Source organism: Lacisediminihabitans sp. H27-G8 (genome assembly GCF_046156175.1).
Classification (GTDB): domain Bacteria; phylum Actinomycetota; class Actinomycetes; order Actinomycetales; family Microbacteriaceae; genus Lacisediminihabitans.
Genome location: NZ_JAYLVL010000003.1, coordinates 570924 through 594501, shown reverse-complemented (window position 1 = coordinate 594501; position 23578 = coordinate 570924). Strand labels below are relative to the sequence as shown.

Here is a 23578-nt window from a genome sequence, read left to right as displayed (position 1 = left end):
CGCGCCAGACCCATATCGAGAGAGAGAACATGACGACGGACCTTCCAGAAACCGCCCTCGGCGTGGTCGCCCACGCGAAAGACGAGCTTCGGATCGAGCCTGTTGCGTTGAAACGGCCCGAAGCGCATCAGGCGGTGGTAGACATCGCCTACGGCGGCATCTGTGGATCGGATCTGCACTACTGGACGCACGGGGCAGCGGGGGAGTCCATCCTGAAGGCCCCCATGGTTCTCGGCCACGAGGTCGTGGGCACCGTGCGAGTCGCCGCGGCCGACGGATCCGGACCACGGATCGGAGCCTCCGTCGCGGTCCACCCGGCCACCCCCGGACCCGGCGACGGCAGCCGTTACCCCGAGAACAGACCCAATCTCTCCCCGGGGTGCACCTATCTGGGCAGTGCCGCCCGATTTCCGCACACCGACGGCGCGTTCGCGCGGACCGTCGTGCTCGACAGTCGGATGCTGCGAGAGCTGCCCACGGGCCTGTCCCTGCGAGACGCCGCACTCGTGGAGCCGGCGAGTGTGGCCTGGCATGCTGTGTCGCGCGCGGGTGAGGTGAAGGGAAAGCGCGTGCTCGTGACCGGAAGCGGTCCGATTGGACTGCTGATCATCGCGGTGCTGCGCAGAGCAGAGGCCGCGGAGGTCATCGCCACCGACATGTTCGAAACCCCACTCGCGATCGCGACGGCTGTCGGCGCGACACGCACACTTCTTGCAACGGACGCTGACGCGATTGCCGCCGTGGACGCCGACATCGCGATCGAATCGTCCGGCAGTTTTCGGGGACTCGCGAGCGCCATGCGTGGCACGACCCGCGGCGGCCGGGTCGTCATGGTGGGGCTGTTGCCCTCGGGGGAGCAGCCCGCACTCATCTCACTCGCGATCACCCGGGAGCTCGACCTGGTCGGATCCTTCCGTTTCAACAACGAGATCGACGAGGTGATCGCGGCGATCGCCGATGGATCTCTCGACGTCGCATCCGTCGTCACACACGAGTTCCCGGTCGAGGAGTCCCTTGAGGCCTTCACGATCGCGAACCAGCCAGCGGTCTCGGGCAAGGTGCTGTTGAGATTCTGAGTCGCGGCCCCGCGCTCGGCCCGCGACCAGGCCGTCAGCCCGCGACAGCCGGATCGATCACCCCGAGAAGGGGCTCTCCCAGGTTCGCCCGGCGCACGTTTTCTTCCACACGCTTCGCGAGGGTGCGCCAGTAGGCGTCCTCCGGGTTGGCCGAGTGCGGTGTTATCAACGCGTTTGGCAGCCGCCACAAGGGATGATCGGAGGGCAACGGCTCTGGATCGGTGACGTCGAGAGCCGCTCCTGCGATCTCGCCAGCGCCAAGCGCCGCAACGAGTTCGTCGGTGACCACGAGATCTCCTCGCGCGACGTTGATGAGCCAGGCGCCCGATTTCATCGCTGCCAGCTCGGCGGCGCCGATCATTCCTCGCGTCTCCGATGTCGATGGAGCGGTCAGTACGACGTAGTCGGCATCGGGCAGCACTTCCCGGTACCGGTCGCGCGGAACCGTGCGTTCCGCGCCAGGGAACGGGCCCGAATTCGATACCGCGATGATCACGCAGTCAAATGGTTTCAGTAAGGTGACGAGCGCCTGACCGATGCCCCCCGCTCCGATGATGGCGACAGTGCTCCCCGCCAAAGACCGGGTGTTCTTCGACGTCCATTCGGTCGCACGAGCAAGGATGTGTAGGCCCTTTGCCCCGAGAAGCATGAGGGCGAGCACATGTTCGGCCACCTGTGGCGAGTAAGCGCCGGCGGCACTCGTCCAGACCGGCTCTGCCGTGATGTATCCCGGTTGGGTCCAACGCTCGACTCCGGCGTGCGGCAGCTGGATCCAGAGGATCCGTTCGCTGATCATGTCGACGACTTCGCGGGCATCGTCTGATCCGTGATAGACGATCGCATTCGCTTCCGCGAGTGGCACGACCCGGCCGCCGCCTCGAACCACAGCCTCCTCGAGATCGGGCAGCTGATTCGGTCCGACATAGACCCTGACGTCGTCGATTGCTTTCATCACTGCTCTTCCCGTTCGTCGTTCCGCAACTCGTCCACGAGGCGACGAAGATATTCGGCGCTCCGCTCCTGCATCCACAGGGCGTCTCCGCCATAGTGCTCCACCACCATCGGGCCGCTGTAGCCCGCCGCCAGTGCTTCTGTGACCGCGAGTCGATAGTCGATGGTGCCGTCCCCCAGCGCCGTCGGTGCGACCGCGAAGGGACCACCCGGCGCCAGCGTGGACCGAGTGTAATTCTTGAGGTGCCAGTAGGTCATGTGAGGCAGGCATCCCCGAAGGGTACCGAGCCAGGATTCGCGGAGTGGAGTGACGGATCGCACGAGATTTCCGAGGTCGGGGTTCACCCCGAAATTCGGGCGATCCACGGCGGCCATCAGCCGAGCCACATCCTCGGAAGTGCACAGCAGTGAGTCTTCGTAGAGTTCGATGTTCAGGTCGATCTCGAGCTCCGCGGCCGCATCACAGACCACCGCCACACGCCGGGCCGCAACATCCCAGTTCTCCTCGGTGCGGTCATCCGCCCGACCCGCGTGTTCCCAGAATTGCGCGGACTGTCGTTGCGCGTCTACGAGAGCGGGATGAAATCCCACGCCCACCCTTCGGAGCCCGAGCCGGTGCGCGACCTCCAAGATTTTCAGGGTGTACTCGAGGTTCTCTTCGCCGAACTCCGGATCGATGAGACTTCGGCGAGAGGTGCCCAAGCAGGGCGCCGCGAGGCCAAGATCCACCAGGATGCTTCCGAGATCATCGACCTCGCTGGCCGTCAAGTTCGCGAAGGGGAGCCAGTTGTCCAGCAGATCCACCCGGCTGAAACCGCTGCGTTTCAGTCGTCGGAGTTCGCTGCGCCAACTCATCGGCCCGGCGCCGCGCCGGGCACCGGGGGTCTGGGTGCACAGCGCGAGTACGCTGCCCACGATCGACTCATCCACAGCTGTCATAGATCCCTGGCTCCCTTACCCGAGTGGTGCTGTCTCGCGCTCGTTTTACCAACGCGACCGCCAGAACTCTATGGAACATTCCGGTTCCATCATTGGCATTTGTTCAACAGACTGAACTCTGAGCGGAAAATTCCCCAATCTCTCGGCCCTGCGTTCAGCCAGTTGAACGTAAGTCTTGTCTGCCGTTGCCGCGAGTGTTTGAGTGACTGCCGACAGTAAAGACATGGGGAACCCGATGGAGAGTTTCAGATGAGCGCCAGCGTAGGTGGCGATGTGATGATCGCGTCGCTTCTCGCACCCGGAGCGACGCTCGAGAAATTGGCGAGCGGATGCGTCTGGGCGGAAGGTCCTGCCTGGATCGCCGGTGACCAGAGCGTGCGGTGGAGCGACATCCCCAACGACCGAATCATGCAATTCCATCCGGGCACCAACACCACGAGCGTCTATCGTGCGGGTGTCGGTTTCACCAACGGGCGAACGACCGATGCAACCGGGGCAGTCGTGCAGTGCTCGCATGGCGCGCGGGCGATCGAACGCGACGACGGTCGCACCGTCACCACTATCGCCGCAGCCTGGGCGGGGCGCCGATTCAACAGCCCAAATGACGTGGTCGTTCATTCCGACGGCTCGATCTGGTTCACAGATCCGCCCTATGGAATACAGGTGAGCGGAGAGGGTCATCCAGGGGAGCGCGAGTACGGCGACAACTTCGTCTTCCGGATCGATCCCAGCGACGCCTCAGTGACTGTCGTGATTGCGGATATCGAAGAACCCAACGGCCTTGCCTTCTCGCCGGATGAGTCGATTCTCTACGTGTCAGACACTTCTGCCGCCCGCGCGAGCGGCGGAGGTGGAAATCGTCACATTCGCGCCTACGACACCATCGACGGTCGGACCTGCAAAAACGGCCGGACCATCGCGAGTCTGCACTCGGGTCTTCCCGACGGATTTCGCGTCGACGAGCACGGGCGAGTCTGGACTTCCTCCGACTCGGGAGTGCAGATCTTCTCCCAGGCGGGCGATCACCTCGCAACCATCGCCGTGCCCGAGGTAGTCAGCAATCTGTGTTTCGGCGGCGCCGACGGCTCGGATCTCTACATCACCGCCACTACGAGCCTGTACCGGATTCGTACTCGCACCACAGACGCATCCGCACTCTGGCGACGAAAGTAGGGCCCGATGACCTTGACCCCCGCGCGACCCGCAGTCGCCACCGATACCGCCTCCAGCACCCCGTCACCCGCCGCATTTCGAGCTGGCCTGATCCTCTCCCACATGGGCGACCGGCGAGTGCCGTTGACGATCAGCGACATCGCGCTTCACCTGGATCTTGCGAAATCCTCCGTCTTCAACCTGCTTGTCAGTCTCGAAGCCTCCCACATGGTCAGGAGAGGGGAGCACGGCTGGGTGCTGAGCTACCGGATGCTGGAGCTGAGCCGCTCGATGCTCGCCTCGAGCACGATGGTGGCCGAGTTCGGTCACATCCCGCGGGCGCTGACAACGCTCCACAGCGAAACCACTCTGCTCGCCGTACTCGACGGCACGGATGTGATCTACCTCGCTCGCAACGGCGGTACTCAGCCGGTTCGATTCTTGGCGGCCGTCGGAAGTCGGGCTCCCGCCGGCGTCACGGGTCTCGGTAAGGCGATGCTGGCGAGCCTTTCGGATCTCGAACTCGATACCCGACTCGCCACCATCGGCGAGCTCCCGCGACCTACTGTCCGTTCGCATCGGAGTGTCGACTCGTTGCACGCCGATCTGATGCAGATCAGGGAGCGAGGGTACGCGATAGATGACGAGCAAGGGGTGGTGGGCGTCACCTGTGTGGCGGTCGCATTCGTCTCAGAAGGCATGCCCGCTGCGGTGAGCGCCACACTGCTCGCTCCCCGGGCCACCGGAGACATGCGCTCACGACTGGCATCCGAACTTTCCATCCTCGCCCGCGGGCTGAGCGATCAGGAGCAACTATGAGTACCTCACTTCTCAGCGTGGAAAACCTCAACAAGACCTTCTTCGCGACACGCGCCGCTCGAGACGTGTCGTTCACCGTAGAACAGGGCGAAATCGTCTCCCTACTCGGTGAAAATGGTGCCGGCAAATCGACGGTGATCAAGATGTTGGCGGGGGTGTACAAACCCGATAGCGGGCGGATGCTCCTTTCGGGCAGTGACCTGTCGACTCCCGGCACGAGGTCGAAGATGTCTTTCATCCACCAGAATCTCGGTCTCATCGACTGGATGACTGTGGCCGAGAACATGGCCATCACCCTGGGGTACCCGCGCCGATTCGGTCTCGTTGACATGAAAGAGCTCCGCCGCCGATCGCGCGAAATCCTTGACCTCGTGGGGGGAGGGATCGACCCTGACGCTCGTGTTTTCGATCTGCCGCGCACCGAGCGCAGCCTGCTCACAATCGCGCGAGGTCTCGTTTCGAACCCGAAGCTGCTGGTGCTCGACGAGCCGACCGCATCCCTTCCCGCGGCGGATGTCGAGCGCCTCTTCACAGTTCTTCGAAGGCTGCGAGACACCGGCGTCGGCATGATCTATGTCTCGCACCGCCTCGACGAGGTGTATGAGATTTCAACGCGAACCGTGGTGATGAGAAGTGGCGCTGTCGTCGCCGAGCGATCAGTTCATGGACTGTCTCACACCGAACTCGTGGAGCTGATCGTCGGCCATGAGGTATCGACAATCACTTTCGAAGAGCCCGGCGTTGAGCCCCGGCTCGAACTCGCCGATGTGCGGGTGAATGATGTCGGTCCCATGAACCTTGTCGCACCACGCGGAGAAGTCATCTCGATCTGCGGACTACGTGGCGCGGGCCAGGACGAGATCGGTCGTGCCATTGCGGGGGCGATAAAGATCGACTCGGGCGCGCTGTCGATCGATGGAACACCCGCGCGGTTCGGCAGCCCTTACGGCGCGGTCAAAGCGGGCATCGGTTTTGCCACGTCCAACCGAGAGACCGAATCTGTGGCGTCCGGCCTGACCGTGCGCGAGAACCTCTTCCTCAACCCTTCCATCTGGGGGCGAAAAGCACTCTCGTTCTTCTGGCCGGGGACCGAACGCAAAGAGGCGCTCGAGCAGATTCGCGCGTTCGGGGTCCGCCCTGCCGATACCGAACTGTCACTGGACACCTTTTCCGGCGGCAACCAACAAAAAGTGATCCTCGCGCGCTGGTTGAGTGCCGGACGCAAGATCCTGGTTCTCGAAGAACCCACCATGGGCGTGGACATCGGAGCGAAGTCGGACATCTACGGCCTCTTGCGTGATGCCGCGAGAGCCGGAACAACGGTTGTCGTCGTCTCCACCGACATGGAGGAGGTCGCCAAGATCAGCCACCGGGCGATCGTGATGGAGAGGGGCCAGCCCACAGCGAGCCTCAGCGGAGCAGACCTGACCATAGCCAATCTCGTCGCCGCAGCATCGGGCCTTGAATTCCACACACTCACTGAGGAGCACACATCATGACGATGAATACGTCCGTCCGTTCGACGGCGCTCGAACCGCCGCGCGGCACACCGTGGTACCGGCAGTTGACCACTACCTACGGGCTCGTCGTGCTCACTGCCATCCTCTTCGTGATCTTCGCGATTCTGCGGCCCAACACCTTTGCCACGCTGCTCAATTTCCAGCTGCTGGCGTCATCTCAGTCGATTCTCCTGATCCTGGCCCTTGCCGTGACGATTCCGATGATCGCGGGAAAGATCGACCTTTCCATCGGCTATGGAGCGGGCCTCTGGCAGGTCATGGCGTTGAATTTGCAACTCCTGGGCGTCGATTACCGCCTGTCGATACTCCTCTGTCTCGTTGGCGGAGCGCTGATCGGACTGCTGAACGCGCTGCTGGTCGAACTTGCACAGGTAGACGCGTTCATCGCCACCCTGGCGACCGGGCAGGTAATCTTCGCGATCACGTTCTGGATCACCGGGGGCCGTCAGATCACCGATTCGGCCGGCCAGCGGGCCGCTGCGTTCGACAAGCTCGCCGCGTGGTCGGCGGGACCGCTGCCGGGGACCTTCGTTATCGCACTGGTACTGGGTCTCGTGATCTTCGTGCTGCTCGAATACTTCCCGATCGGACGCTACCTGTATGCGATCGGCGCGAACCCCCGCGCAGCAGAGCTGACCGGCGTTCCGCGCCGTAAGTATGTTGTCGGAGCGATGGTCTCCTCTGGCGTGATGGTTGCGATCGCGGGAGTACTCATCGCCTCCCGCTCCAACGGCGTTGTGCAGTCCAACATCGGACCCGAGTTCCTTCTGCCCGCCCTCACGGCAGCCTTCCTCGGGTCGACCACGATCCGCCCGGGGCGGATGAACGCGCTCGGCACGATCATCGGCGTCACGATCGCGACCATCGGTATCTCGGGCCTGCAGCAACTCATCCCCGGACAGTTCTACCTCGAACCGCTCTTCAACGGCCTGACGCTCGTCGCCGCGATCACGATCGCGTCGGTGACGAGCCGGAAGAGGGTAGCGCGAGCTGAGGCCACACCGCCCAACAAAAAACCGGTGGATGGCGATCCGTCGCCAGCAACCTCGGTCGGTACCACCGCCTCGCCGCCACCCCTGTGAGCCCGTACCGGTAACACAGCGCAGAACTTCACTCCCTCCGGCCGCAGCAGCGGGTCGGGGCACCATCAAGAGACAGGAAAGCAATGAAGCTGAAAAATAGGCGATTCTCTATCGCCGTCGCCGTAGTAACCCTTGTGCCGATGCTCGCACTCGCAGGGTGCTCGAGTGCGAGTGTGTCGAGTCAGAATTCGGCATCGCCGTCGGCGAGCGGTGGATCCAGCGACGGCAAATTCGACTCCATCCTCCCCAAGGGTGACCCGGTCGCATTCTCGAAGGCGCTCGTAGAAAAGAGCCTCACTGCATCGGAGGGGTTCACGCCTCCCTCCACAGGCCCGAAGGCTCAAAAGCCGGGCGCGAAAATCGCGTACGTCGCGGGTGACCTTGCCAACGGCGGTCACAACGCGATGGGTAAGTCAGTGCAGGAAGCCGCCGCGAAGATCGGCTGGACCGTGAGCGTCTACGACGGCCACGGAACCCCGCAGGGCAACACCGATGCGATGAACCAGGCGATCACGTCCAAGCCGGACGCGATCATCCTCGGTGGTCTCGACCCGACGGAGCAGGCTCCCGCCATCACCACTGCCACTTCGGAAAAAATCCCCGTGATCGGATGGCACGCCGGCGTTCTCACCGGGCCGGGCAACGGGCTCGTCACGAACGTGGGAACCGACCCGCTCGTCGTCGCACAACTCGCTGCTGCCTATGCGGTCGCGAACTCGAACGGCAAGGCGGGGGTCGCGGTATTCACGGACGGCCAGTACGAGCTCGCCGTCACCAAAGCCCGCGCGATGGAGGCATACATCAAGGCGTGTAAGGGATGCAGCGTCCTCTCTTTCCAGGACTCCCCGATCGCGACCGCTGACCAGCGTATGCCCGGCATCGTCTCGAACCTCTTGCAGCAAAATGGCAAGAAGCTCACGTACCTGCTCGCTGTCAACGGCAATTACTTCAGTGGGGCATCCCGTGCTCTGAAAGACGCGGGAATCGCTGCCGCTGGACCCCCGCAGTCCATCGGCGCTGGCGACGGTGACGCCGCAGACATGCAGCGTATCCGCAGCGACAGCTACCAGGCCGCAACTGTCGCCGAGCCCATCCCGCTGCAGGGGTGGCAGCTCATCGACGAGGTGAACCGCGCTTTTGCCGGCGAGAAGCCCTCGACGTTCGTGGCGGCACCCGGTCTGATCACGAAACAAAACGTGCCCTCGGGTGACGTGTTCGATCCCGCCAGTGGGTTCCGTGACGTGTACCTGAAGGTCTGGGGCAAGTAGTCCTGTGCGAATGGCCCGTCTCGCTCTGCGAAGGCGGGCCATTCTGCGCGGTCGCACGGGAATGGCGACTGACGATGGACGTGCCGCAACTCCGTACAACCGAGCGAATAGGGTCGACCCATGAACACGTCACCGCTTATCGTCGTCATGGGGGTGAGCGGATCCGGAAAATCGACAGTCGGGGAAGCCCTCGCTGACAGTCTCGGCGTTCGCTTCGAAGACGCGGATGCGCTGCATCCGGCCGCGAATGTGGCGAAGATGGCGTCGGGGATTGCACTCACCGACGACGACCGGATGCCGTGGCTCGCGCTCGTCGGCGCGGAACTGTCCGCGGCGCCGGATGGTCTCGTCATCGCGTGTTCGGCCCTCAAGAGGGTGTACCGGGAGGCGATCCTCGCGGCCGCTCCCGCCACCCGGTTTGTCTTCCTCGACGGGTCGCGGACGCTGCTCGAGTCGCGCGTGCAGCATCGTGAGGGCCACTTCATGCCCGCGTCCCTGCTCGACTCGCAGCTCGCAACTCTCGAACCCCTCGCTCCAGACGAGCCGGGAGTTCGCGTCTCGCTCGACGACCACCCGACAGTCGAGTCGGTGGTGCGGATGCTGGTCGCTCCGGCGAGCCCGTGGGTCGAGTAGGTCGCTCCGACGACCGTATCGAGACCCGTCCACCGCAGCCGCGCGATCCGTGTAAACTCTCAAGCTGTACTTCGGCGAGGGATGTCATGCATCCGTTATCGACGCGGTGGATCGGGCACGTGGCTGCTTTCAGCCCCAAGTCTTTCCTCACGCTGATGCGTTCGAGTGGAAACCAATAGACGCGGGCACTGTGCTGAACCACAGAAGGTCCGCCAAGGAGAAAAATGTCTGAGAAGAAGGCTCATAAAGAGCTCACCAACAAGATTTCGGCGGAGTCCCGCACCACCTTCGGCAAGGGTGTCGCTCGCAAGCTTCGCGCTGCCGGCAAGGTGCCAGCGGTCGTCTACGGTCACGGCACCGAGCCGCAGCACGTGAGCCTTCCGGCCCACGAGGTCGCGCTCCTGCTGCGCAAGGCGAACGCCATCCTGGACCTCCAGCTCGACGGTGGAGCCAACCAGCTCGCCCTCGTCAAGGACGTGCAGAAGGACCCGCTTCGCCAGATCATCGAGCACATCGACCTGATCGTGCTGCGCAAGGGCGAGCGCGTCGAGGTCGACGTCGCCGTTCACGTCTCGGGCGAGCCGGTTTCCGGAACCGCCGTCGACCTGGACGCCAAGTCGATCACGATCGAGGCTCTGGCCACGAACATCCCCCAGAACGTCGTCGTCGACGTCGAGGGACTCGAAGCCGGCACCCAGATCTTCGCCAAGGATGTCGTGCTGCCCGAGGGCTCGGTGCTCGTCACCGATCCCGAGGTGCTCGTGGTCGCCATCAGCATCCCGGTCGAGCAGGACCTGGGCGAGACCCCCGAGGTCGAAGAGACCGAGGAAGCCCCCGCCGAGGAAGCTGCCGCAGAGTAGTAATACTCACCAACACCCTGCAGTAGCGGTCCATGGACTCCACTCAGTGGCTCGTAGTCGGGCTCGGCAACCCCGGGCCCGACTACGCCAGCAATCGACACAATGTCGGTCAGATGGTTCTGGCCGAGCTCGCGGACCGCGCCTCGGCATCCTTCCGCTCGCATAAGACCAACTCGACGGTCGCCGAGGGGCGCACCGGGCTCGAGGGCCCGCGGCTCGTACTCGCCAAGCCCAACAGCTTCATGAATCTCTCCGGCGGTCCGGTCGCGTCTCTGCTCAATTTCTACAAGATCGAGCCAGCGCAACTCATCGTCGTTCACGACGAGCTCGACATTCCGTTCGACAAGCTCAAGATCAAGTTCGGTGGCGGTCATGGCGGCCACAACGGTATTCGCGACATCATCTCGGCGATAGGCACGGGAGACTTCACTCGTGTGCGCGTCGGCATCGGGCGTCCGCCCGGGCGCCAGTCGGCTGCGGACTTCGTCCTGCGCGACTTCGGGTCGACGGAGCGCGCCGTGCTCCCCAACTTGCTGACGGATGCGGCCGACGCCGTGGAGGCGATCGCCCACGACGGCCTCGTCGCGGCCCAACTGCGTTTCCACACCGCCCCGACGGCCGAGTAGTGCGCCGCGGAGATCGAGCAGCTCGCTTTGCGAGCGTATCGAGATCCCGGCCTCGTCGCCGCTGATCGAGTAGCTCGCTCGGCGAGCGTATCGAGATCCCGGCCTTAGGTTCCTGGCGTCGCAGTAGTCGCCGGCTCTTGCCCGCCAGCTCGTGCCGTAACCACCCGTACCGCGGTCTTGCCGCCGTCGCCCGACTTCTCCACGACGACTACCGCTGTGCCGACAACGAAGTCTGACGGCGTAGCCGGGACCTTGGGCGTGCCGTAGTGGGTTGCCGATCCGACGGTGACGTGCTGAGTCGCGCCGGCCCTGGTCGTGATCGTCCAGCTAGAGCCCGCGATCCCCGCGATCTCTCCGCGAACGACCGTGTGGCTGACCGGCTTTCGTGCCCCGGCCACAGGGCGACCGGATGCCGTCGGCGCCACCACCGCGGATCCCACGGTCTGGTACGAGGCGGCGACCGCGGTACCGACACCCCAGGCCGTGATCCCGGCGACGACCACGACAGCGAGCGCCGCGGCGGTGATGCCCAGCGCGAGCGGATGACGCCCCACGAATGACGGGACAGTCACCCCTGAAACTCCCGAGCTGTCGCTGGGAGAGCGTCGCTCGGTCGGGCCGAGCGGCTGGGTGGCCTCCGGGTGCGGCTGCGCGGAGGCAAACGGCTGGGTATCAGCGAGGGCCACTGTTTCGGGAACCGGCTGGGTATCACCGGGGGCCGCTGTCTCGGGAACCGGCTGGGTTTCAGCGAGGGCCGCTGTTTCGGGAAACGGTGCCGTGTCGGCGGCGGGCTGAGCTGCTGCGTCATTCTCGTCAGGCCTGGACTCGCTGGGGGAGGGCTTCTTCGATGTCACCATGACGTCACCTCACCACTGCAACGTTGTCGCCGAGTACGGGATGTGTTCGGGCGATGTAAGGGCCCAGGCCTGTGGGGTTTTGGGAAGGTGTCACTGGAACCGGGCGCCATCCGTCGCAATCGGTTGCCGGCAGCCCCACTGGTGACACTTTGTGACGGATGGTTCCGGGCTCGGGAGGGCCTCACCGTCGAACCCGTGTCCGCCCGTCACTATCGGTTGCCGGCAGCCCCACTGGTGACACTTTGTGACGGATGGTTCCGGGCTCGGGAGGGCTTCACCGTCGAACCCGCCTCCGCCCGTCAGTATCGGTTGCCGTCAGCCCCAGTGGCGACACTTTGCGACGGATGGGCCCGGGCTCGCGAGGGCCTCACCGTCGAACCCGCCTCCGCCCGTCACTATCGGTTGCCGACACCCCCACTGGCGACACTTTGTGACGGGTGCGCCCGGGCTCGGGAGGGCGTCCCCGACGAACCCGTCTCCGCCTGTCGCAATCGGTCCCCGGCACCCCCCAGTGGCGACTCTTTGTGACGGGTGGGCCCGGGCTCGGGAGTGCCTCACCGTCGAACCCGCCTCCGCCCGTCACTATCGGTTGTCGGCACCCCCCAGTGGCGACACTTTGCGACGGATGGGCTCGGGAACCCCCCCGACGACCCTTTGCGACGGATGCCTGCCGCGTGAAGCGAGCAAGGACAGCCCCCTGTCACCCCCCGAGCGTAGAATCCATCAAGTGATACTTTCGGGCTTGAATTCTGCGCTTTTGCGCGCCCACACGTTCGAAAACGCCGTCTCCTGGGGCTCCCGCAGCGCAGATTTCTCCCTGGTCGACGGCCTCCGCGCCCCGCTGCTCGCCTCTCTGCTCAAGGCTCGAGGCGACAAGGCGAACGCGCCTCAGGCCCTGCTCGCTATCGTGGCAACCGGTCGTGATTCCGAGTCGCTCCGCTCGGCGCTCGCCAGCGTGATGCCGGATGCCCAGGTCGTCGAGTTCCCCGCCTGGGAGACCCTGCCGCACGAACGCTTGAGCCCGAGCGCCGAGACCGTTGGCAAGCGCATCCATGCCCTGCGCACCATGCAGCGCTGGCAGGATGCCCCGCGGCGCGACCTGGTCATCGTCGCGAGCGTGCGTGCCGCGCTCCAACCCCTCGCCGACAACCTCACCAGCATCGAGCCGCTCGCCCTCTCCGCCGGTGGGCGCGGTTACAACCTGGCAGGCATCAGCCGTCAGCTGGTCGACCTGGCATATTCCCGAGTCGACATGGTCACCCGTCGGGGCGAATTCGCGGTGCGCGGCGGCATCCTCGACGTGTTCGCACCGGTGGCGGAGCACCCCTGGCGCGTCGAGTTCTTCGGGGACGAGGTCGAGCAGATCCGCCAGTTCTCGGTCGCCGACCAGCGTTCGATGGACGAGCCGATCCCCACTGTCGAGCTCCCGCCGAGCCGCGAGCTCCTGCTCAGCGAGGCTGTCAAGCAGCGCGCGCGGGAGATGCAGCACGAGTTCCCGAGCCTCAGCCAGATGCTCGCCAAAATCAGCGAGGGCATCCCGGTCGACGGTATGGAGTCGCTGGCACCCGCCCTCGCCGACCGCCTCGTGCCGCTCACTCATTACCTGCCGACGGATGCCGCGATCGCGGTTCTCGCGCCGGAAAGGGTCGCGAGTCGCGCCGTCAGCCTCGTCGAGACGAACCGTGAGTTCCTCAGCGCTGCGTGGAATGCCGCGACCGCGGGAGCCGAGGCGCCGATCGACCTCGATTCGGGCGACTTCCTGAGCGTCAGCGCGCTGAGGGATGCCGCGGGCGCGCGCAACTGGTGGACGCTGAGCTCCTTCGACAGTGGAGCCGCGGAACCCGCTGGTCGAGCGGCGAGCGCCAGCGAGCGTATCGAGACCGCGACCGAGACCTCCGCCACCTCCGAGCTCCGCGACGGCGACCACTACATCCGCATCGATGCCACCACGGTTCCCACCTTCCAGGGTCAGGCCGACGGGGCGATCGACTATGTCGGCGACAAACTGAAGGATGGCTGGACCGTCGCGGTCGTCGCCGCCGGCCACGGCCTGGTCGAGCGCGCAGCGGAGGCCCTCGGCGAGCACGGTTTCGCCGCCCGCATCGTGGAAGAGTTCCCGGCCGAGACCGAGACGGGCGTCGCGTACCTGCTCTGCGCATCCGTCGAGCACGGCTTCGAGTTGCCGGAGACCAAGTTCGCACTGCTCAGCGAGAGCGAGTTCTACGGCCGGGCCGCCGGCTACGACACCCGCCAGGTGAAGAAACTCGCCAGTAGGCGCAAGAACGTGGTCGACCCGCTGCAGCTGAAGGCTGGCGACTTCGTTGTGCACGAGACTCACGGCATCGGCCGATTCGCGGAGCTGGTGCAGCGCACCGTCTCCACCGGCGGACGCAACGCGGTCAAGAACAACCGCGAGTACCTGCTGGTCGAGTACGCGCCCTCGAAGCGCGGCTACCCCAACGACAAGCTCTACGTTCCCACCGACCAGCTCGACCTGCTCACCCGTTACGTCGGGGGAGAGGCGCCCGCGCTCAGCAAGATGGGCGGATCCGAGTGGGCGGCCCAAAAGGGACGCGCCCGCAAGGCAGTGCGCGACATCGCCGTCGAACTGGTGAAGCTCTACTCGGCCCGCATGGCGAGCCGAGGGCACGCGTTCCCGCCCGACACCCCGTGGCAGCGCGAGCTGGAGGAGGCTTTCCCCTTCGCGGAGACCCCCGATCAGCTCACCACCATCGACGAGGTCAAGGCCGACATGGAGCGGCCGATCCCGATGGACCGCCTCATCTCCGGCGACGTGGGCTATGGCAAGACCGAGGTCGCCATCCGCGCCGCCTTCAAGGCCGTGCAGGACAGCAAGCAGGTCGTCATGCTCGTGCCCACCACCCTGCTGGTGAAGCAGCACATGGAGACCTTCGCCGAGCGCTTCGCCGGCTTCCCCGTGCACCTGCGCGCGCTCAGCCGGTTCCAGACCGACAAGGAGTCGAAGGAGACGATCGAGGGCATGGCGGATGGCACGGTGGATGTCGTCATCGGCACCCACCGCCTGCTCAGCCCCAGCATCGTGCTCAAGGATCTCGGGCTCGTGATCATCGATGAGGAGCAGCGCTTCGGTGTCGAGCACAAGGACGCGCTGAAGAAGCTGAAGACCAACGTCGACATCCTCGCGATGAGCGCGACGCCCATCCCGCGCACGCTCGAGATGGCGGTGACCGGCATCCGCGAGATGTCGACGCTCGCGACACCGCCGGAGGACCGGCATCCGATCCTCACCTTCGTCGGCCCCTACAACGACAAGCAGGTCGGGGCTGCCATCCGTCGTGAACTGCTGCGCGAGGGTCAGGTGTTCTTTGTGCACAACCGGGTCTCGTCGATCAGCCGCGTCGCCTCCCAACTCGCCGAGCTGGTGCCGGAGGCCCGTATCGCCGTGGCTCACGGCCAGCTGCCCGAGCACGTGCTCGAGCAGGTGATGGTCGACTTCTGGGAGCGCAAGTTCGACGTGCTGGTCTCCACCACCATCATCGAGACCGGCCTCGACATCGCCAACGCGAACACCCTCATCATCGACCGAGCCGACAAGTATGGCCTGAGCCAGCTGCACCAGTTGCGCGGTCGGGTCGGTCGTGGCCGGGAGCGCGCCTACGCGTACTTCCTCTACGACGCCGACAAGCCGCTCGGCGAGGTCGCGCACGACCGGCTCGCCACGATCGCCGCCAACAACGAGCTCGGTGCGGGAATGCAGGTCGCTCTCAAGGACCTCGAGATTCGCGGCGCGGGCAACCTGCTCGGCGGCGAGCAGTCCGGTCACATCGCCGGTGTCGGCTTCGACCTGTATCTGCGCATGATCGGCGAGGCCGTGTCCACCTTCCGCGGCGAGGTCGCGGAGGGCCAGACCGAACTCCGCCTCGAACTGCCGGTGGATGCCCACATCCCCGAGGAATACGTGGAGAGCGAGCGCCTGCGCCTCGAGGCCTACCAGAAGCTGTCGACGGCGTCCTCGCCCGCGGCATCCGCCGATTCGATCGATCGCGTGCTCGAGGAGCTCACCGACCGCTACGGCGAGCCGCCCATCCAGGTGCTCAACCTCATCGCCGTCTCGCGGCTGCGGCGGATGGCGCAGAAGGCCGGCCTCTCCGAGGTTGTCACGGCCGGCGGCAACCTGCGCGTGGCATCCATGGAGCTGCTGGACTCGATTCAGATCAGGCTTCAGCGGATGTTCCCGGGAGCCCGCTACTTCACCCAGACGCACTCGGTATCGGTTCCGCTGCCGGTGCGCCAGGGCATCCCGCTGGCCGATGCCGACCTCATCGAGTGGACCGGCCAACTGCTGGTCGCCATCTTCGGCGCCGAGCTGAAGGTGGATGCTCCGCTGGTCGAGTAGGTCGCTGGTCGAGTAGGTCGCTCAGCGACCGTATCGAGACCCGCCGTACAATCCGACAATGACCACTCCCGAACCCCGAGCCGTCGAGCACACCGACGACCTCCCGTCGAGCCCGCCGTGCGACACCTGCGGCTCTCCGCGCGAACTCGTCATGCTCGAGCGCTTCACCGGCTGGTGGTGTAGAGAGTGCGCCGTCGCAACAGCATCGTGATGCTGACGCCGATGGCGGCGCCCACTGAATTGGCGAGAAGGTCGATCCAACTCGCGCAACGCGCCGGGAGCATTAGCAGTTGGCCGGTTTCGATGAACCCCGAGACCGCGATGCACGCCACGACCGCGATCCACCAGTGCCGTCGTCTGAGCTGCGCCGCAGCCAAGGCCCCGAGCGGCACGAAGAGCAGCACGTTCGCTGTACGTTCGATGAACCTATAGTCCACGACATCTGGAACCCCGATGGAGTGCAGATACGCGAGCACGTGTAAGAGCGAACCATCGATGGATCGGTCGACGGGAGACGGCCAGAATCCGATTACGAGGCACGCCGCGACATACGCCACGCTCGCGAGGGCGAGAAGTCGTCGGGTTCGGCCTCGCAGCATGGGGGAAGCCTAGTGAAGCTGGCTTGCGGCCTGCCGGGTTGTCGTGCAGGTCGATCGAGCGGTCGTGTCGAGACTCAAATCGTTGCGTGGTACGCAACGCCCGTGATTGTGCGTCGAATCACCATCACGGCGTTCCTCGTCAGCGGTAGACCCCGCTGTTGCCCTCGCCGATAAAGCGGGCAGGTCTGAACGTAGCAAAAACTGATCTCCTCAACGAGTTCCGGACGTCCCGTGATCCGATCGAGTACCGGTGATCTCTCGTCATCATCAGCGGCTTCCAACCCGAACCTGGGCTGTTCCGGCGCCGGTACACCCTCTCCTCCACAATTGCCGTTTCGCTGAGTTCCCCACAGAAACAGCTGGTCAACGGCGATATTGCGTTCACAAATGTCGGTGGCCACTACGACACTGTCCTCATGACCACCCCGACCGCGACGCACCCCGATACCGACGTCGAGAGCGCCCCCGATGCCGAATCACTCACCGATGCCGCACTGCTCGATGCGCTCGAGCGCGGGTTCGAACTTCGGCACGCCGCCGACTCGCGGCTGGTGCGGCTGGCGGCCGAGGTGGTGAAGCGGTCCCGGTCCAGCCTGGGGCTCGACGGCCTCGCCTCGCGTCTCGGCAGCACCAGCGCGGCAGTGATGCTCGCCGACGTGGGTCACATCACGGCGGCCGAGGGGCAGCGGCTGTGCCGGGTCGCCGAGGCCACTTCAGATCGCGTCACGCTGCTCGGCGAGCGGATGCCACCCGCGTTCCCGACCGTCGCCGACGCCGTCCGTGCCGCGATCATCCCCCTCGACTCCGCCAATCACATCGTCACGGCGCTCACCCAGGCGTCGCCGCGTGCGCAGCGGGACGATCTCGTCTCCGCCGAGCTGGCACTTGTGAAGTTCGCGCTGGAGTCGCCGGCGGACATGGTGCGCGCGGTCGCCGCTCGCTGGCGCGATGCGCTCGACGTGGACGGCATCGAACAGCGGGAGGGTGACCTTGTCGAACGGCGCTCCCTGCGCCGCAGCATCCTCGCCAACGGGATGAAGCGCTATCGGCTCGATCTCGACCCCGCGGGATCCGCCTTTCTCGACGCCGCCATCGACGCGCAGGTCGGCCAGGTCATCCGTGCTCCGCGTTTTCACGAGCCTGACCTCGGTGCTCCGAATGCCGACGCACCCGAGCCCGATCCGGTGCCTGATTCCCGCACTCTTGCCCAGATCGCGGCGGATGCCGTCGTCGAGCTGGCCCGTCATGCCATCTCCTGTGACAGCACCTCCGTACCGCTGCCGTCGGCCACGATCGTGGTGCGGATGACCCTCGACTCCCTGCTCGGCGGGGTCGGCGAGGCCCAGATCGACGGTATCGAGCAACCGATCTCAGCTGGCACCGCCCGTCACCTCGCGGCCGACGCGCACCTCATCCCGGCCGTGCTGGACGGAGTGGGCGAGGTGCTCGACTTCGGGATATCGCGCCGACTGTTCAGCAAGGCCCAGCGCCTCGCACTCGCCGAACGCGAAGGCGGATGCGCCGTGGCCGGTTGCTCCCGTCCGCCGAGCCATACCGAGGCTCATCACCTGCGCTGGTGGTCGCACGGCGGGGCGACCGACCTGGCCAACGGAATCCTGCTCTGCATCAAGCACCACCACACCGTGCATCGCGACGGTTGGGGCATCGAGGTGATCGACAACGTGCCGTGGTTCACGCCGCCGTCATCGGTGGATGTCCGCCGTCGTCCACGGCGGGGTGGACGCCCACCGGTGCCGACCGTGCGGCGGGAGTGATGATGCGAGACCCGCCTGCAATCGCGAATCCACGCCACTGACCTCGTACTATTTCTGCGGACCGCCGGTGCTGACCGCCACGTGCATCCGCTCGCCCTGCTTGCTGAACAGCGTCAGGTATTCGACACGACCTTGGTCGGCACTGCCGAACCAGTGCGGCACCCGGGTGTCGAACTCGGCGACCTCGCCGGGCACCAGGGTGAGATCGTGGGGACCGAGCACGAGTCGCAGCTTTCCGCTCAACACATAGAGCCACTCGTAGCCCTCGTGCACGCCGGGAGTGGGATGCCGCACCTCTTTCGAGGCGGCGATCACCTGCTTGAAGGCGGCGATCGCCGACGGCTCTCGGGTCAGCGGAAAGGTGGTGACACCGGAACGGTGGGACCCGCGGGTCCGCACCCGGGGATCGGCGACCTGAAGCGGCGTCACGAGATCGTCGAGGGTGAGCTGGTGAGCTCGCGAGATCGGCAGCAGGAGCTCGAGCGTCGCTTTGCGCTGACCGGATTCGAGACGGGACAGGGTGCTCACCGATATGCCGGTGGTCTCAGCCAGGTCCGCGAGGGTGAGACCCCGCTCGGTTCGCAGGGTGCGGAGCCGGGAGCCGACGTCATCGAGGATTGCGGAATCGGACATCCCTCCAGTATCGCGTGTGTTGCCGAAATGGCAAACAAGTTTGCCCATACGGCGCTTGAAGCCGGATGCTCGAGGAATGACGAACCCGGAACCCCCGACCACTGCCGCCTCCGCCGACTTCGACTTCGACTCGATCGTCATCGGCGGTGGAGCCGCGGGGCTGGCCGCCTCGATGGTGCTCGCACGCGCGCGCCGTCGGGTGCTGCTCATCGACGCCGGCGCCCAGAACAACCTGCGCACCACGCACGCCGGCGGGGTGTTCCTGCACGATGGCGAAGCCCCCTCCGCTCTCTACGCGCGAGCGCTGGAACAGTTGGCGGCCTATCCGACCTTCGAACGGCTGCAGGCGACGGTGACCTCGGCGGGGGCCGTCGACGGGGGCTTTCGGATCGTCAGCAGCGCGGAGGGTTCGCCTCCGGAGATGCTCACCGCGAGGACGATCGTGCTCGCCCAGGGGGTGCAGTTCGCGCCGTCGACGATCCCCGGCGCGGATGCGCTGTGGGGCACGAGCGTCGTGAACTGTCCGTTCTGCGATGGCTACGAGTCACGCGACCTCCATGTGCTGGTCGCTGGCACGAGCGACTACCTCACACACATGGCGGCGATGCTGCCCGCCTGGGTCGACGACCTGAGCTACAGCGAGAGCACCGAGATCGCGGAGATGAAGCCGGGTGTCGACGGACTCGAGGTCAGCTTCACCGACGGCCGCAGCGAGACCTTCGGACGCGCGTTCGTGCAGCAGGAGTGGACCCAGCGCACGGAACTCGCGGATGCGCTCGGTTGCGCGCGTCGAGACGACGGACTTCTCCAGCTCGATGGCTACGGTCAGACCACCGTCGCGGGAGTTTTCGCAGCGGGCGACCAGAGCGCCAACGCGATGCAGGTGAACCTCGCGGTCGGCTCCGGGCACGCCGCGGGCACGGGAGCCGTGTTCGCGCTCGTGCTGCCGCCGGCCGCGCCTTAGCGACGAGCCACCGCCACTGCGTGCCTGCCTCTGCGTGCCTGCCAGTGCGTGCCTGCCAGTGAGGCGCGGCCGCTGCGTGCTTGCCGCAGCGCCACCGCCACTGGGCCACCGCTACTGCGCCACCGCTACTGCGCCACGTATCCGCCATCGACCAGGTGGTAGCTGCCCGAGATGAACGAGGCGGCATCCGAGGCGAGGAAACAGACCAGACCCGAGACCTCCTCCGGTGTTCCGAGGCGGCCGAGTGCGTGCTTGGCGGCGAGGAAGTCCTGGGTGGCGTCATCCAGGGCACTGTCGACGAGCGGAGTGTGGATGAATCCGGGGCCCACCGCATTGGTGCGCACCTTCTTCGCGCCGTATTCGAGCGCGGCGTTCTGGGTGAGCCCGAGCAGGCCGTGCTTGGCGGTGACGTAGGCGCTGGAGGTCGGGAAGCCGACGCTTCCGAGGATGGAGGCCATATTGATGATCGATCCGCCGCCGTTCTCGGCCATCGACGGCAACTGGGCCCTGAGGCCGTAGAAGACCGCGTTGAGGTTGACCTCGATCACCTTGCGCCAGCCCTCGAGGGAGTAGTCACCGATCAGGTTCTGCTCGCCTCCGATACCCGCGTTGTTCACGGCGATCCGCAGCGGGGCGAGTGCGTTCGCGTCCGCCACGCAGGCGATCGCGAAATCGGGATCGGAGACATCACCGACGATCTTCTCGGCGGTGCCGCCGGCTGCTCGGATCTGCTCGAGGAGAGTGACCAGCGGCGCATCTGTGAGGTCGGCGACGATGACCGAAGCGCCGTTCGCGGCGAGTTCGAGGGCGATCGCTCGACCGATGCCCGATGCGGCACCGGTCACAATGGCCGAGCGGTGTGCGACGTCGTAGGTTGCCATGGGAATCTCCAACCGTTGAGGGATGACACTTCATCCTGATCCCGCGAGAGGTGCAGCGCACGGGCCTTTCGTCCCAAAAACGCGACGTCCCGAAGGCGCGGCGTCCCGAAGGCGCGACGTCCCGAAGGCGCGGCGTCCCAATGGCGCGGCGTCCCGAAGGCGCGGCGTCCCGAAGTGCGCCTCCTCGCAGAACTCGGGCTACAGCTGTGCCAGCCGTGCCCGGGCGAAGCAGTAGAGCCCGTAGGCGATGACACCGAGGCCGACGACGACGAGGATCACCCCGCCGAACGGCAACCCGAGCAGGGCCTTCAGCGCGCCATCCAGTCCGGTGGCCTGCGAGGCGTTCGTGGTCGCGGCGGCGACGATGAAGAGGATGCCCACCACCCCGACCGCGATCCCCTTGGCCACGTAACCCACGACCCCGAGCGCGATCACGGCCTTTCCGGCTGTGCCGCCCGGTACCCGGATGTGCTTCGTGAACGACCGCCGCACGCCCCGCACCACGAAGACCACCCCGATCGCGAGAACCCCGAGACCGAGCACCACGAGCAGGAACACCCCGCCCGGGCTGGCCAGAAGCGTGGCACTGAAGCTCGAGGTGCTCGATGCGGAGTTGCTGCTTCCCCCGCGGGCGAAGGTGAGGGCGGTGACGGCGATCGCGAGGTAGGCCACCGCTTTGCCCAGTTCGCCGGCCACTTGGGCGGCGCGCTTGGTGGCATCCGGCTCACGTACCAGCGCTGCCGAGAGCAGCTGCCAGATGCCGAGCGCGGCGAGTCCCACGAAGACGACCCAGAGCACCAATACCCCGCCGGGCGCGGAGGCGAGCGCGCCGAGAGCCCCCGACTGGTCAGCCTCACCACCGGAGCCGGCACCGACTCCCGACGCGACACCGATGGCGATACCGCCGATCAGGAGGTGCAGGATGCCGTTGACCGCATATCCGGTGCGCGCGAGCATCGCGAGAATCGGGCTGTTCTTCGCCTGGCGGGCGATGTTCGAGGCGGAGGAACGAGACGCGGGGGAGGGGGACATGCCGCTGAGTGTACGCCGCCGGGAATGAAGCGCGCGATCGGTCGCTTACAGACTTAATGACCTCTCCGCCCCAGACCCTCGACGTGGGATTCCGTTCCGAACGCGGTCCGATCCTCATTGCACTGATGGTGACGACCGGCCTCGTGGCGATCGACTCCACGATCCTCGCGACCGCAGTCCCGTCGATCGTCGGTGACATCGGCGGTTTCTCCGCGTTCCCGTGGCTGTTCTCCATCTACCTGCTCGCGCAAGCGGTCTCGGTGCCGGTGTACGCGAAACTCTCCGACACGCTCGGCCGCAAGCCGATCATCCTCATCGGTATCGCTCTGTTCCTCGTGGGGTCGATCCTGTGCGGATTCGCCTGGAGCATGCCGGCTCTGATCGCCTTCCGCGCCATCCAGGGACTCGGTGCCGGAGCCGTGCAGCCCATGGCCATCACGATCGCGGGAGACATCTACACGGTCGCAGAGCGGGCGAAGACGCAGGGATACCTCGCGAGCGTCTGGGCCGTGTCATCCGTCGTCGGCCCGACACTCGGCGGCGTGTTCTCGCAGTTCCTCTCCTGGCGCTGGATCTTCTTCGTGAACGTGCCACTCTGCATTCTTGCGATGGTGCTTCTGGTGCGGGTCTTCCACGAGAAGATCGAGCGCACGCGACACAGAGTCGACTACCTGGGAGCCACCCTGCTCACGGCATCCCTCAGCCTGATCATCCTCGCCGTGCTCGAGGGCGGCCAGGCCTGGGCGTGGAACGCGCCGCAGAGCATCGGAGCCTTCGCACTGGGTGCCGTCCTTCTCGCCGGATTCGTGATTGCGGAGAAGTATGCCGCCGAACCGGTGCTGCCGCTGTGGGTCTTCTCTCGCCGGCTGCTGCTCACCACCGCCTTCATCTCGTTGGGCGTCGGGGCGGTGCTCATCGGGCTCACCTCGTATGTGCCCACCTACCTCGAGCGCTCGGTCGGGGCGCCGCCCCTCGTCGCGGGCCTCGCCCTCGCCGCCCTCACCATCGGATGGCCCATCGCGGCCTCGCAATCCGGCAAGCTGTACCTGCGCATCGGCTTTCGCAACACCGTGCTCATCGGCATGGCCGTGGCGGTGACCGGCACGCTGGTCCTGGCCCTCACCAGCCAGACTCCGAGCATCGCCCTCGTCGCCTCGAGTTGCTTCGTGGTGGGTCTCGGCATGGGGCTCGTGGCAACCCCGAGCCTCATCGCCGCCCAGGCGAGCGTCCAGTGGAACGAGCGCGGGGTCGTCACCGGCACCAACCTGTTCTCCCGGTCGATCGGCAGCGCCCTCGGTGTCGCCATCTTCGGTGCGATCGCCAATGGGATCTTCCAGTCGATCGGCGGAAGCGAGAAGGTGCCGTCGAGCGTCGAGGCGGCATCCGGTGCCGTGTTCATCGCCGTGGCGGTCGCCGCGGTCGCGACGGTCGCGGCGGCCTTCGCGATGCCGCGCACCACGGTGGAGCAGGTCGAGGCACGGGATGCCGGACTGGAGCCGGCCACCTAATCCGGGTGACCCGGTGGTGCTACCG

At 65.9% G+C, this 23578-nt stretch carries 20 protein-coding genes; 13 read left to right on the top strand and 7 right to left on the bottom strand.

The window, feature by feature from the left end:
* Positions 1-29: 29 nt before the first annotated feature.
* Positions 30-1076 carry an L-idonate 5-dehydrogenase gene (locus VLI63_RS12135; protein ID WP_409157091.1) on the top strand — a complete coding sequence of 349 codons (1047 nt, stop codon included), beginning with the start codon at positions 30-32 and terminating at the stop codon, positions 1074-1076.
* A gap of 34 nt (positions 1077-1110) precedes the next feature.
* Here the strand turns inward: VLI63_RS12135 and VLI63_RS12130 are convergent, their stop codons facing one another.
* Both VLI63_RS12130 and VLI63_RS12125 read right to left on the bottom strand, forming a co-directional pair.
* The gene (locus VLI63_RS12130) at positions 1111-2028 is read right to left on the bottom strand and encodes a D-isomer specific 2-hydroxyacid dehydrogenase family protein (protein ID WP_185201425.1); all 918 of its coding nucleotides are present in this window, start codon (positions 2026-2028) and stop codon (positions 1111-1113) included.
* Positions 2028-2966: a sugar phosphate isomerase/epimerase family protein gene (locus tag VLI63_RS12125; protein WP_409157090.1), complete on the bottom strand. Its 939-nt coding sequence runs from the start codon at positions 2964-2966 to the stop codon at positions 2028-2030. The genes VLI63_RS12130 and VLI63_RS12125 overlap by 1 nt, the downstream gene beginning before the upstream one ends.
* 249 nt (positions 2967-3215) lie before the next feature.
* Here VLI63_RS12125 and VLI63_RS12120 point away from each other — a divergent pair, with 249 nt between their 5' ends.
* The 8 genes from VLI63_RS12120 (at position 3216) to pth (ending at position 10926) form a co-directional block, all read left to right on the top strand.
* Positions 3216-4139, top strand: coding sequence for an SMP-30/gluconolactonase/LRE family protein (locus VLI63_RS12120; protein ID WP_409157089.1), 924 nt, complete (start codon positions 3216-3218; stop codon positions 4137-4139).
* A gap of 6 nt (positions 4140-4145) precedes the next feature.
* A complete protein-coding gene (locus VLI63_RS12115) occupies positions 4146-4937 on the top strand; it encodes an IclR family transcriptional regulator (protein ID WP_185201423.1) in 792 nt (263 codons plus the stop codon).
* Positions 4934-6436 (top strand): sugar ABC transporter ATP-binding protein, encoded by a 1503-nt coding sequence (locus tag VLI63_RS12110; RefSeq protein ID WP_185201422.1) that lies wholly within the window; start codon positions 4934-4936, stop codon positions 6434-6436. Before VLI63_RS12115 ends, VLI63_RS12110 begins: the two co-directional genes overlap by 4 nt.
* Complete coding sequence (locus VLI63_RS12105; protein ID WP_409157088.1) at positions 6433-7539, top strand: ABC transporter permease; 1107 nt, start codon at positions 6433-6435, stop codon at positions 7537-7539. The genes VLI63_RS12110 and VLI63_RS12105 overlap by 4 nt, the downstream gene beginning before the upstream one ends.
* 173 nt (positions 7540-7712) lie before the next feature.
* Positions 7713-8807: a substrate-binding domain-containing protein gene (locus VLI63_RS12100; protein ID WP_409157087.1), complete on the top strand. Its 1095-nt coding sequence runs from the start codon at positions 7713-7715 to the stop codon at positions 8805-8807.
* A gap of 120 nt (positions 8808-8927) precedes the next feature.
* Positions 8928-9440, top strand: coding sequence for a gluconokinase (locus tag VLI63_RS12095; protein WP_409157086.1), 513 nt, complete (start codon positions 8928-8930; stop codon positions 9438-9440).
* 224 nt (positions 9441-9664) lie between these two features.
* Complete coding sequence (locus VLI63_RS12090) at positions 9665-10300, top strand: 50S ribosomal protein L25/general stress protein Ctc (protein WP_409157085.1); 636 nt, start codon at positions 9665-9667, stop codon at positions 10298-10300.
* Positions 10301-10332: 32 nt separating this feature from the next.
* Positions 10333-10926: an aminoacyl-tRNA hydrolase gene (gene pth, locus VLI63_RS12085; protein ID WP_409157084.1), complete on the top strand. Its 594-nt coding sequence runs from the start codon at positions 10333-10335 to the stop codon at positions 10924-10926.
* Positions 10927-11030: 104 nt separating this feature from the next.
* Here pth and VLI63_RS12080 read toward each other — a convergent pair whose 3' ends face one another.
* Positions 11031-11783, bottom strand: a complete 753-nt coding sequence (locus tag VLI63_RS12080) for a hypothetical protein (RefSeq protein WP_409157083.1) — start codon at positions 11781-11783, stop codon at positions 11031-11033.
* Between the two features lie 727 nt (positions 11784-12510).
* On the opposite strand from VLI63_RS12080, the gene mfd reads away from it, so the two are divergent.
* A complete protein-coding gene (gene mfd, locus VLI63_RS12075; protein ID WP_409157082.1) occupies positions 12511-16161 on the top strand; it encodes a transcription-repair coupling factor in 3651 nt (1216 codons plus the stop codon).
* 164 nt (positions 16162-16325) lie between these two features.
* On the opposite strand, the gene VLI63_RS12070 is transcribed toward mfd, so the two are convergent.
* Complete coding sequence (locus VLI63_RS12070; RefSeq protein WP_409157081.1) at positions 16326-16760, bottom strand: VanZ family protein; 435 nt, start codon at positions 16758-16760, stop codon at positions 16326-16328.
* Between the two features lie 416 nt (positions 16761-17176).
* Here VLI63_RS12070 and VLI63_RS12065 point away from each other — a divergent pair, with 416 nt between their 5' ends.
* The gene (locus VLI63_RS12065; protein WP_409157080.1) at positions 17177-18535 is read left to right on the top strand and encodes a DUF222 domain-containing protein; all 1359 of its coding nucleotides are present in this window, start codon (positions 17177-17179) and stop codon (positions 18533-18535) included.
* Between the two features lie 48 nt (positions 18536-18583).
* Here the strand turns inward: VLI63_RS12065 and VLI63_RS12060 are convergent, their stop codons facing one another.
* The gene (locus tag VLI63_RS12060) at positions 18584-19168 is read right to left on the bottom strand and encodes a helix-turn-helix domain-containing protein (protein WP_409157079.1); all 585 of its coding nucleotides are present in this window, start codon (positions 19166-19168) and stop codon (positions 18584-18586) included.
* A 76-nt stretch (positions 19169-19244) separates the two neighbouring features.
* Between VLI63_RS12060 and VLI63_RS12055 the strand changes: the two genes are divergently transcribed.
* On the top strand, positions 19245-20132 hold the full coding sequence (locus VLI63_RS12055) for an NAD(P)/FAD-dependent oxidoreductase (protein ID WP_409157078.1): 888 nt from the start codon (positions 19245-19247) through the stop codon (positions 20130-20132).
* A gap of 125 nt (positions 20133-20257) precedes the next feature.
* Here the strand turns inward: VLI63_RS12055 and VLI63_RS12050 are convergent, their stop codons facing one another.
* The gene (locus tag VLI63_RS12050; protein ID WP_409157077.1) at positions 20258-21013 is read right to left on the bottom strand and encodes an SDR family NAD(P)-dependent oxidoreductase; all 756 of its coding nucleotides are present in this window, start codon (positions 21011-21013) and stop codon (positions 20258-20260) included.
* A gap of 198 nt (positions 21014-21211) precedes the next feature.
* Entirely contained in the window at positions 21212-22045 is an 834-nt protein-coding gene (locus tag VLI63_RS12045) for a DUF1206 domain-containing protein (RefSeq protein WP_409157076.1), read from the bottom strand.
* A gap of 56 nt (positions 22046-22101) precedes the next feature.
* Here VLI63_RS12045 and VLI63_RS12040 point away from each other — a divergent pair, with 56 nt between their 5' ends.
* Entirely contained in the window at positions 22102-23553 is a 1452-nt protein-coding gene (locus VLI63_RS12040; protein WP_409157075.1) for an MFS transporter, read from the top strand.
* Positions 23554-23578: the final 25 nt, after the last annotated feature.

What these genes read in the sequence shown, in the direction of transcription:
- VLI63_RS12065 (WP_409157080.1), top strand. Translation starts at nt 17,177, where the DNA reads ATGACCACCCCGACCGCGACGCACCCCGATACCGACGTCGAGAGCGCC.
- VLI63_RS12090 (WP_409157085.1), top strand. Translation starts at nt 9,665, where the DNA reads ATGTCTGAGAAGAAGGCTCATAAAGAGCTCACCAACAAGATTTCGGCG.
- VLI63_RS12115 (WP_185201423.1), top strand. Translation starts at nt 4,146, where the DNA reads ATGACCTTGACCCCCGCGCGACCCGCAGTCGCCACCGATACCGCCTCC.
- VLI63_RS12045 (WP_409157076.1), bottom strand. Translation starts at nt 22,045, where the DNA reads ATGTCCCCCTCCCCCGCGTCTCGTTCCTCCGCCTCGAACATCGCCCGC.
- VLI63_RS12055 (WP_409157078.1), top strand. Translation starts at nt 19,245, where the DNA reads ATGACGAACCCGGAACCCCCGACCACTGCCGCCTCCGCCGACTTCGAC.
- VLI63_RS12060 (WP_409157079.1), bottom strand. Translation starts at nt 19,168, where the DNA reads ATGTCCGATTCCGCAATCCTCGATGACGTCGGCTCCCGGCTCCGCACC.
- VLI63_RS12050 (WP_409157077.1), bottom strand. Translation starts at nt 21,013, where the DNA reads ATGGCAACCTACGACGTCGCACACCGCTCGGCCATTGTGACCGGTGCC.
- VLI63_RS12105 (WP_409157088.1), top strand. Translation starts at nt 6,433, where the DNA reads ATGACGATGAATACGTCCGTCCGTTCGACGGCGCTCGAACCGCCGCGC.
- VLI63_RS12080 (WP_409157083.1), bottom strand. Translation starts at nt 11,783, where the DNA reads ATGGTGACATCGAAGAAGCCCTCCCCCAGCGAGTCCAGGCCTGACGAG.
- VLI63_RS12040 (WP_409157075.1), top strand. Translation starts at nt 22,102, where the DNA reads ATGACCTCTCCGCCCCAGACCCTCGACGTGGGATTCCGTTCCGAACGC.
- VLI63_RS12070 (WP_409157081.1), bottom strand. Translation starts at nt 16,760, where the DNA reads ATGCTGCGAGGCCGAACCCGACGACTTCTCGCCCTCGCGAGCGTGGCG.
- VLI63_RS12110 (WP_185201422.1), top strand. Translation starts at nt 4,934, where the DNA reads ATGAGTACCTCACTTCTCAGCGTGGAAAACCTCAACAAGACCTTCTTC.
- VLI63_RS12135 (WP_409157091.1), top strand. Translation starts at nt 30, where the DNA reads ATGACGACGGACCTTCCAGAAACCGCCCTCGGCGTGGTCGCCCACGCG.
- pth (WP_409157084.1), top strand. Translation starts at nt 10,333, where the DNA reads ATGGACTCCACTCAGTGGCTCGTAGTCGGGCTCGGCAACCCCGGGCCC.
- VLI63_RS12095 (WP_409157086.1), top strand. Translation starts at nt 8,928, where the DNA reads ATGAACACGTCACCGCTTATCGTCGTCATGGGGGTGAGCGGATCCGGA.
- VLI63_RS12130 (WP_185201425.1), bottom strand. Translation starts at nt 2,028, where the DNA reads ATGAAAGCAATCGACGACGTCAGGGTCTATGTCGGACCGAATCAGCTG.
- VLI63_RS12120 (WP_409157089.1), top strand. Translation starts at nt 3,216, where the DNA reads ATGAGCGCCAGCGTAGGTGGCGATGTGATGATCGCGTCGCTTCTCGCA.
- VLI63_RS12125 (WP_409157090.1), bottom strand. Translation starts at nt 2,966, where the DNA reads ATGACAGCTGTGGATGAGTCGATCGTGGGCAGCGTACTCGCGCTGTGC.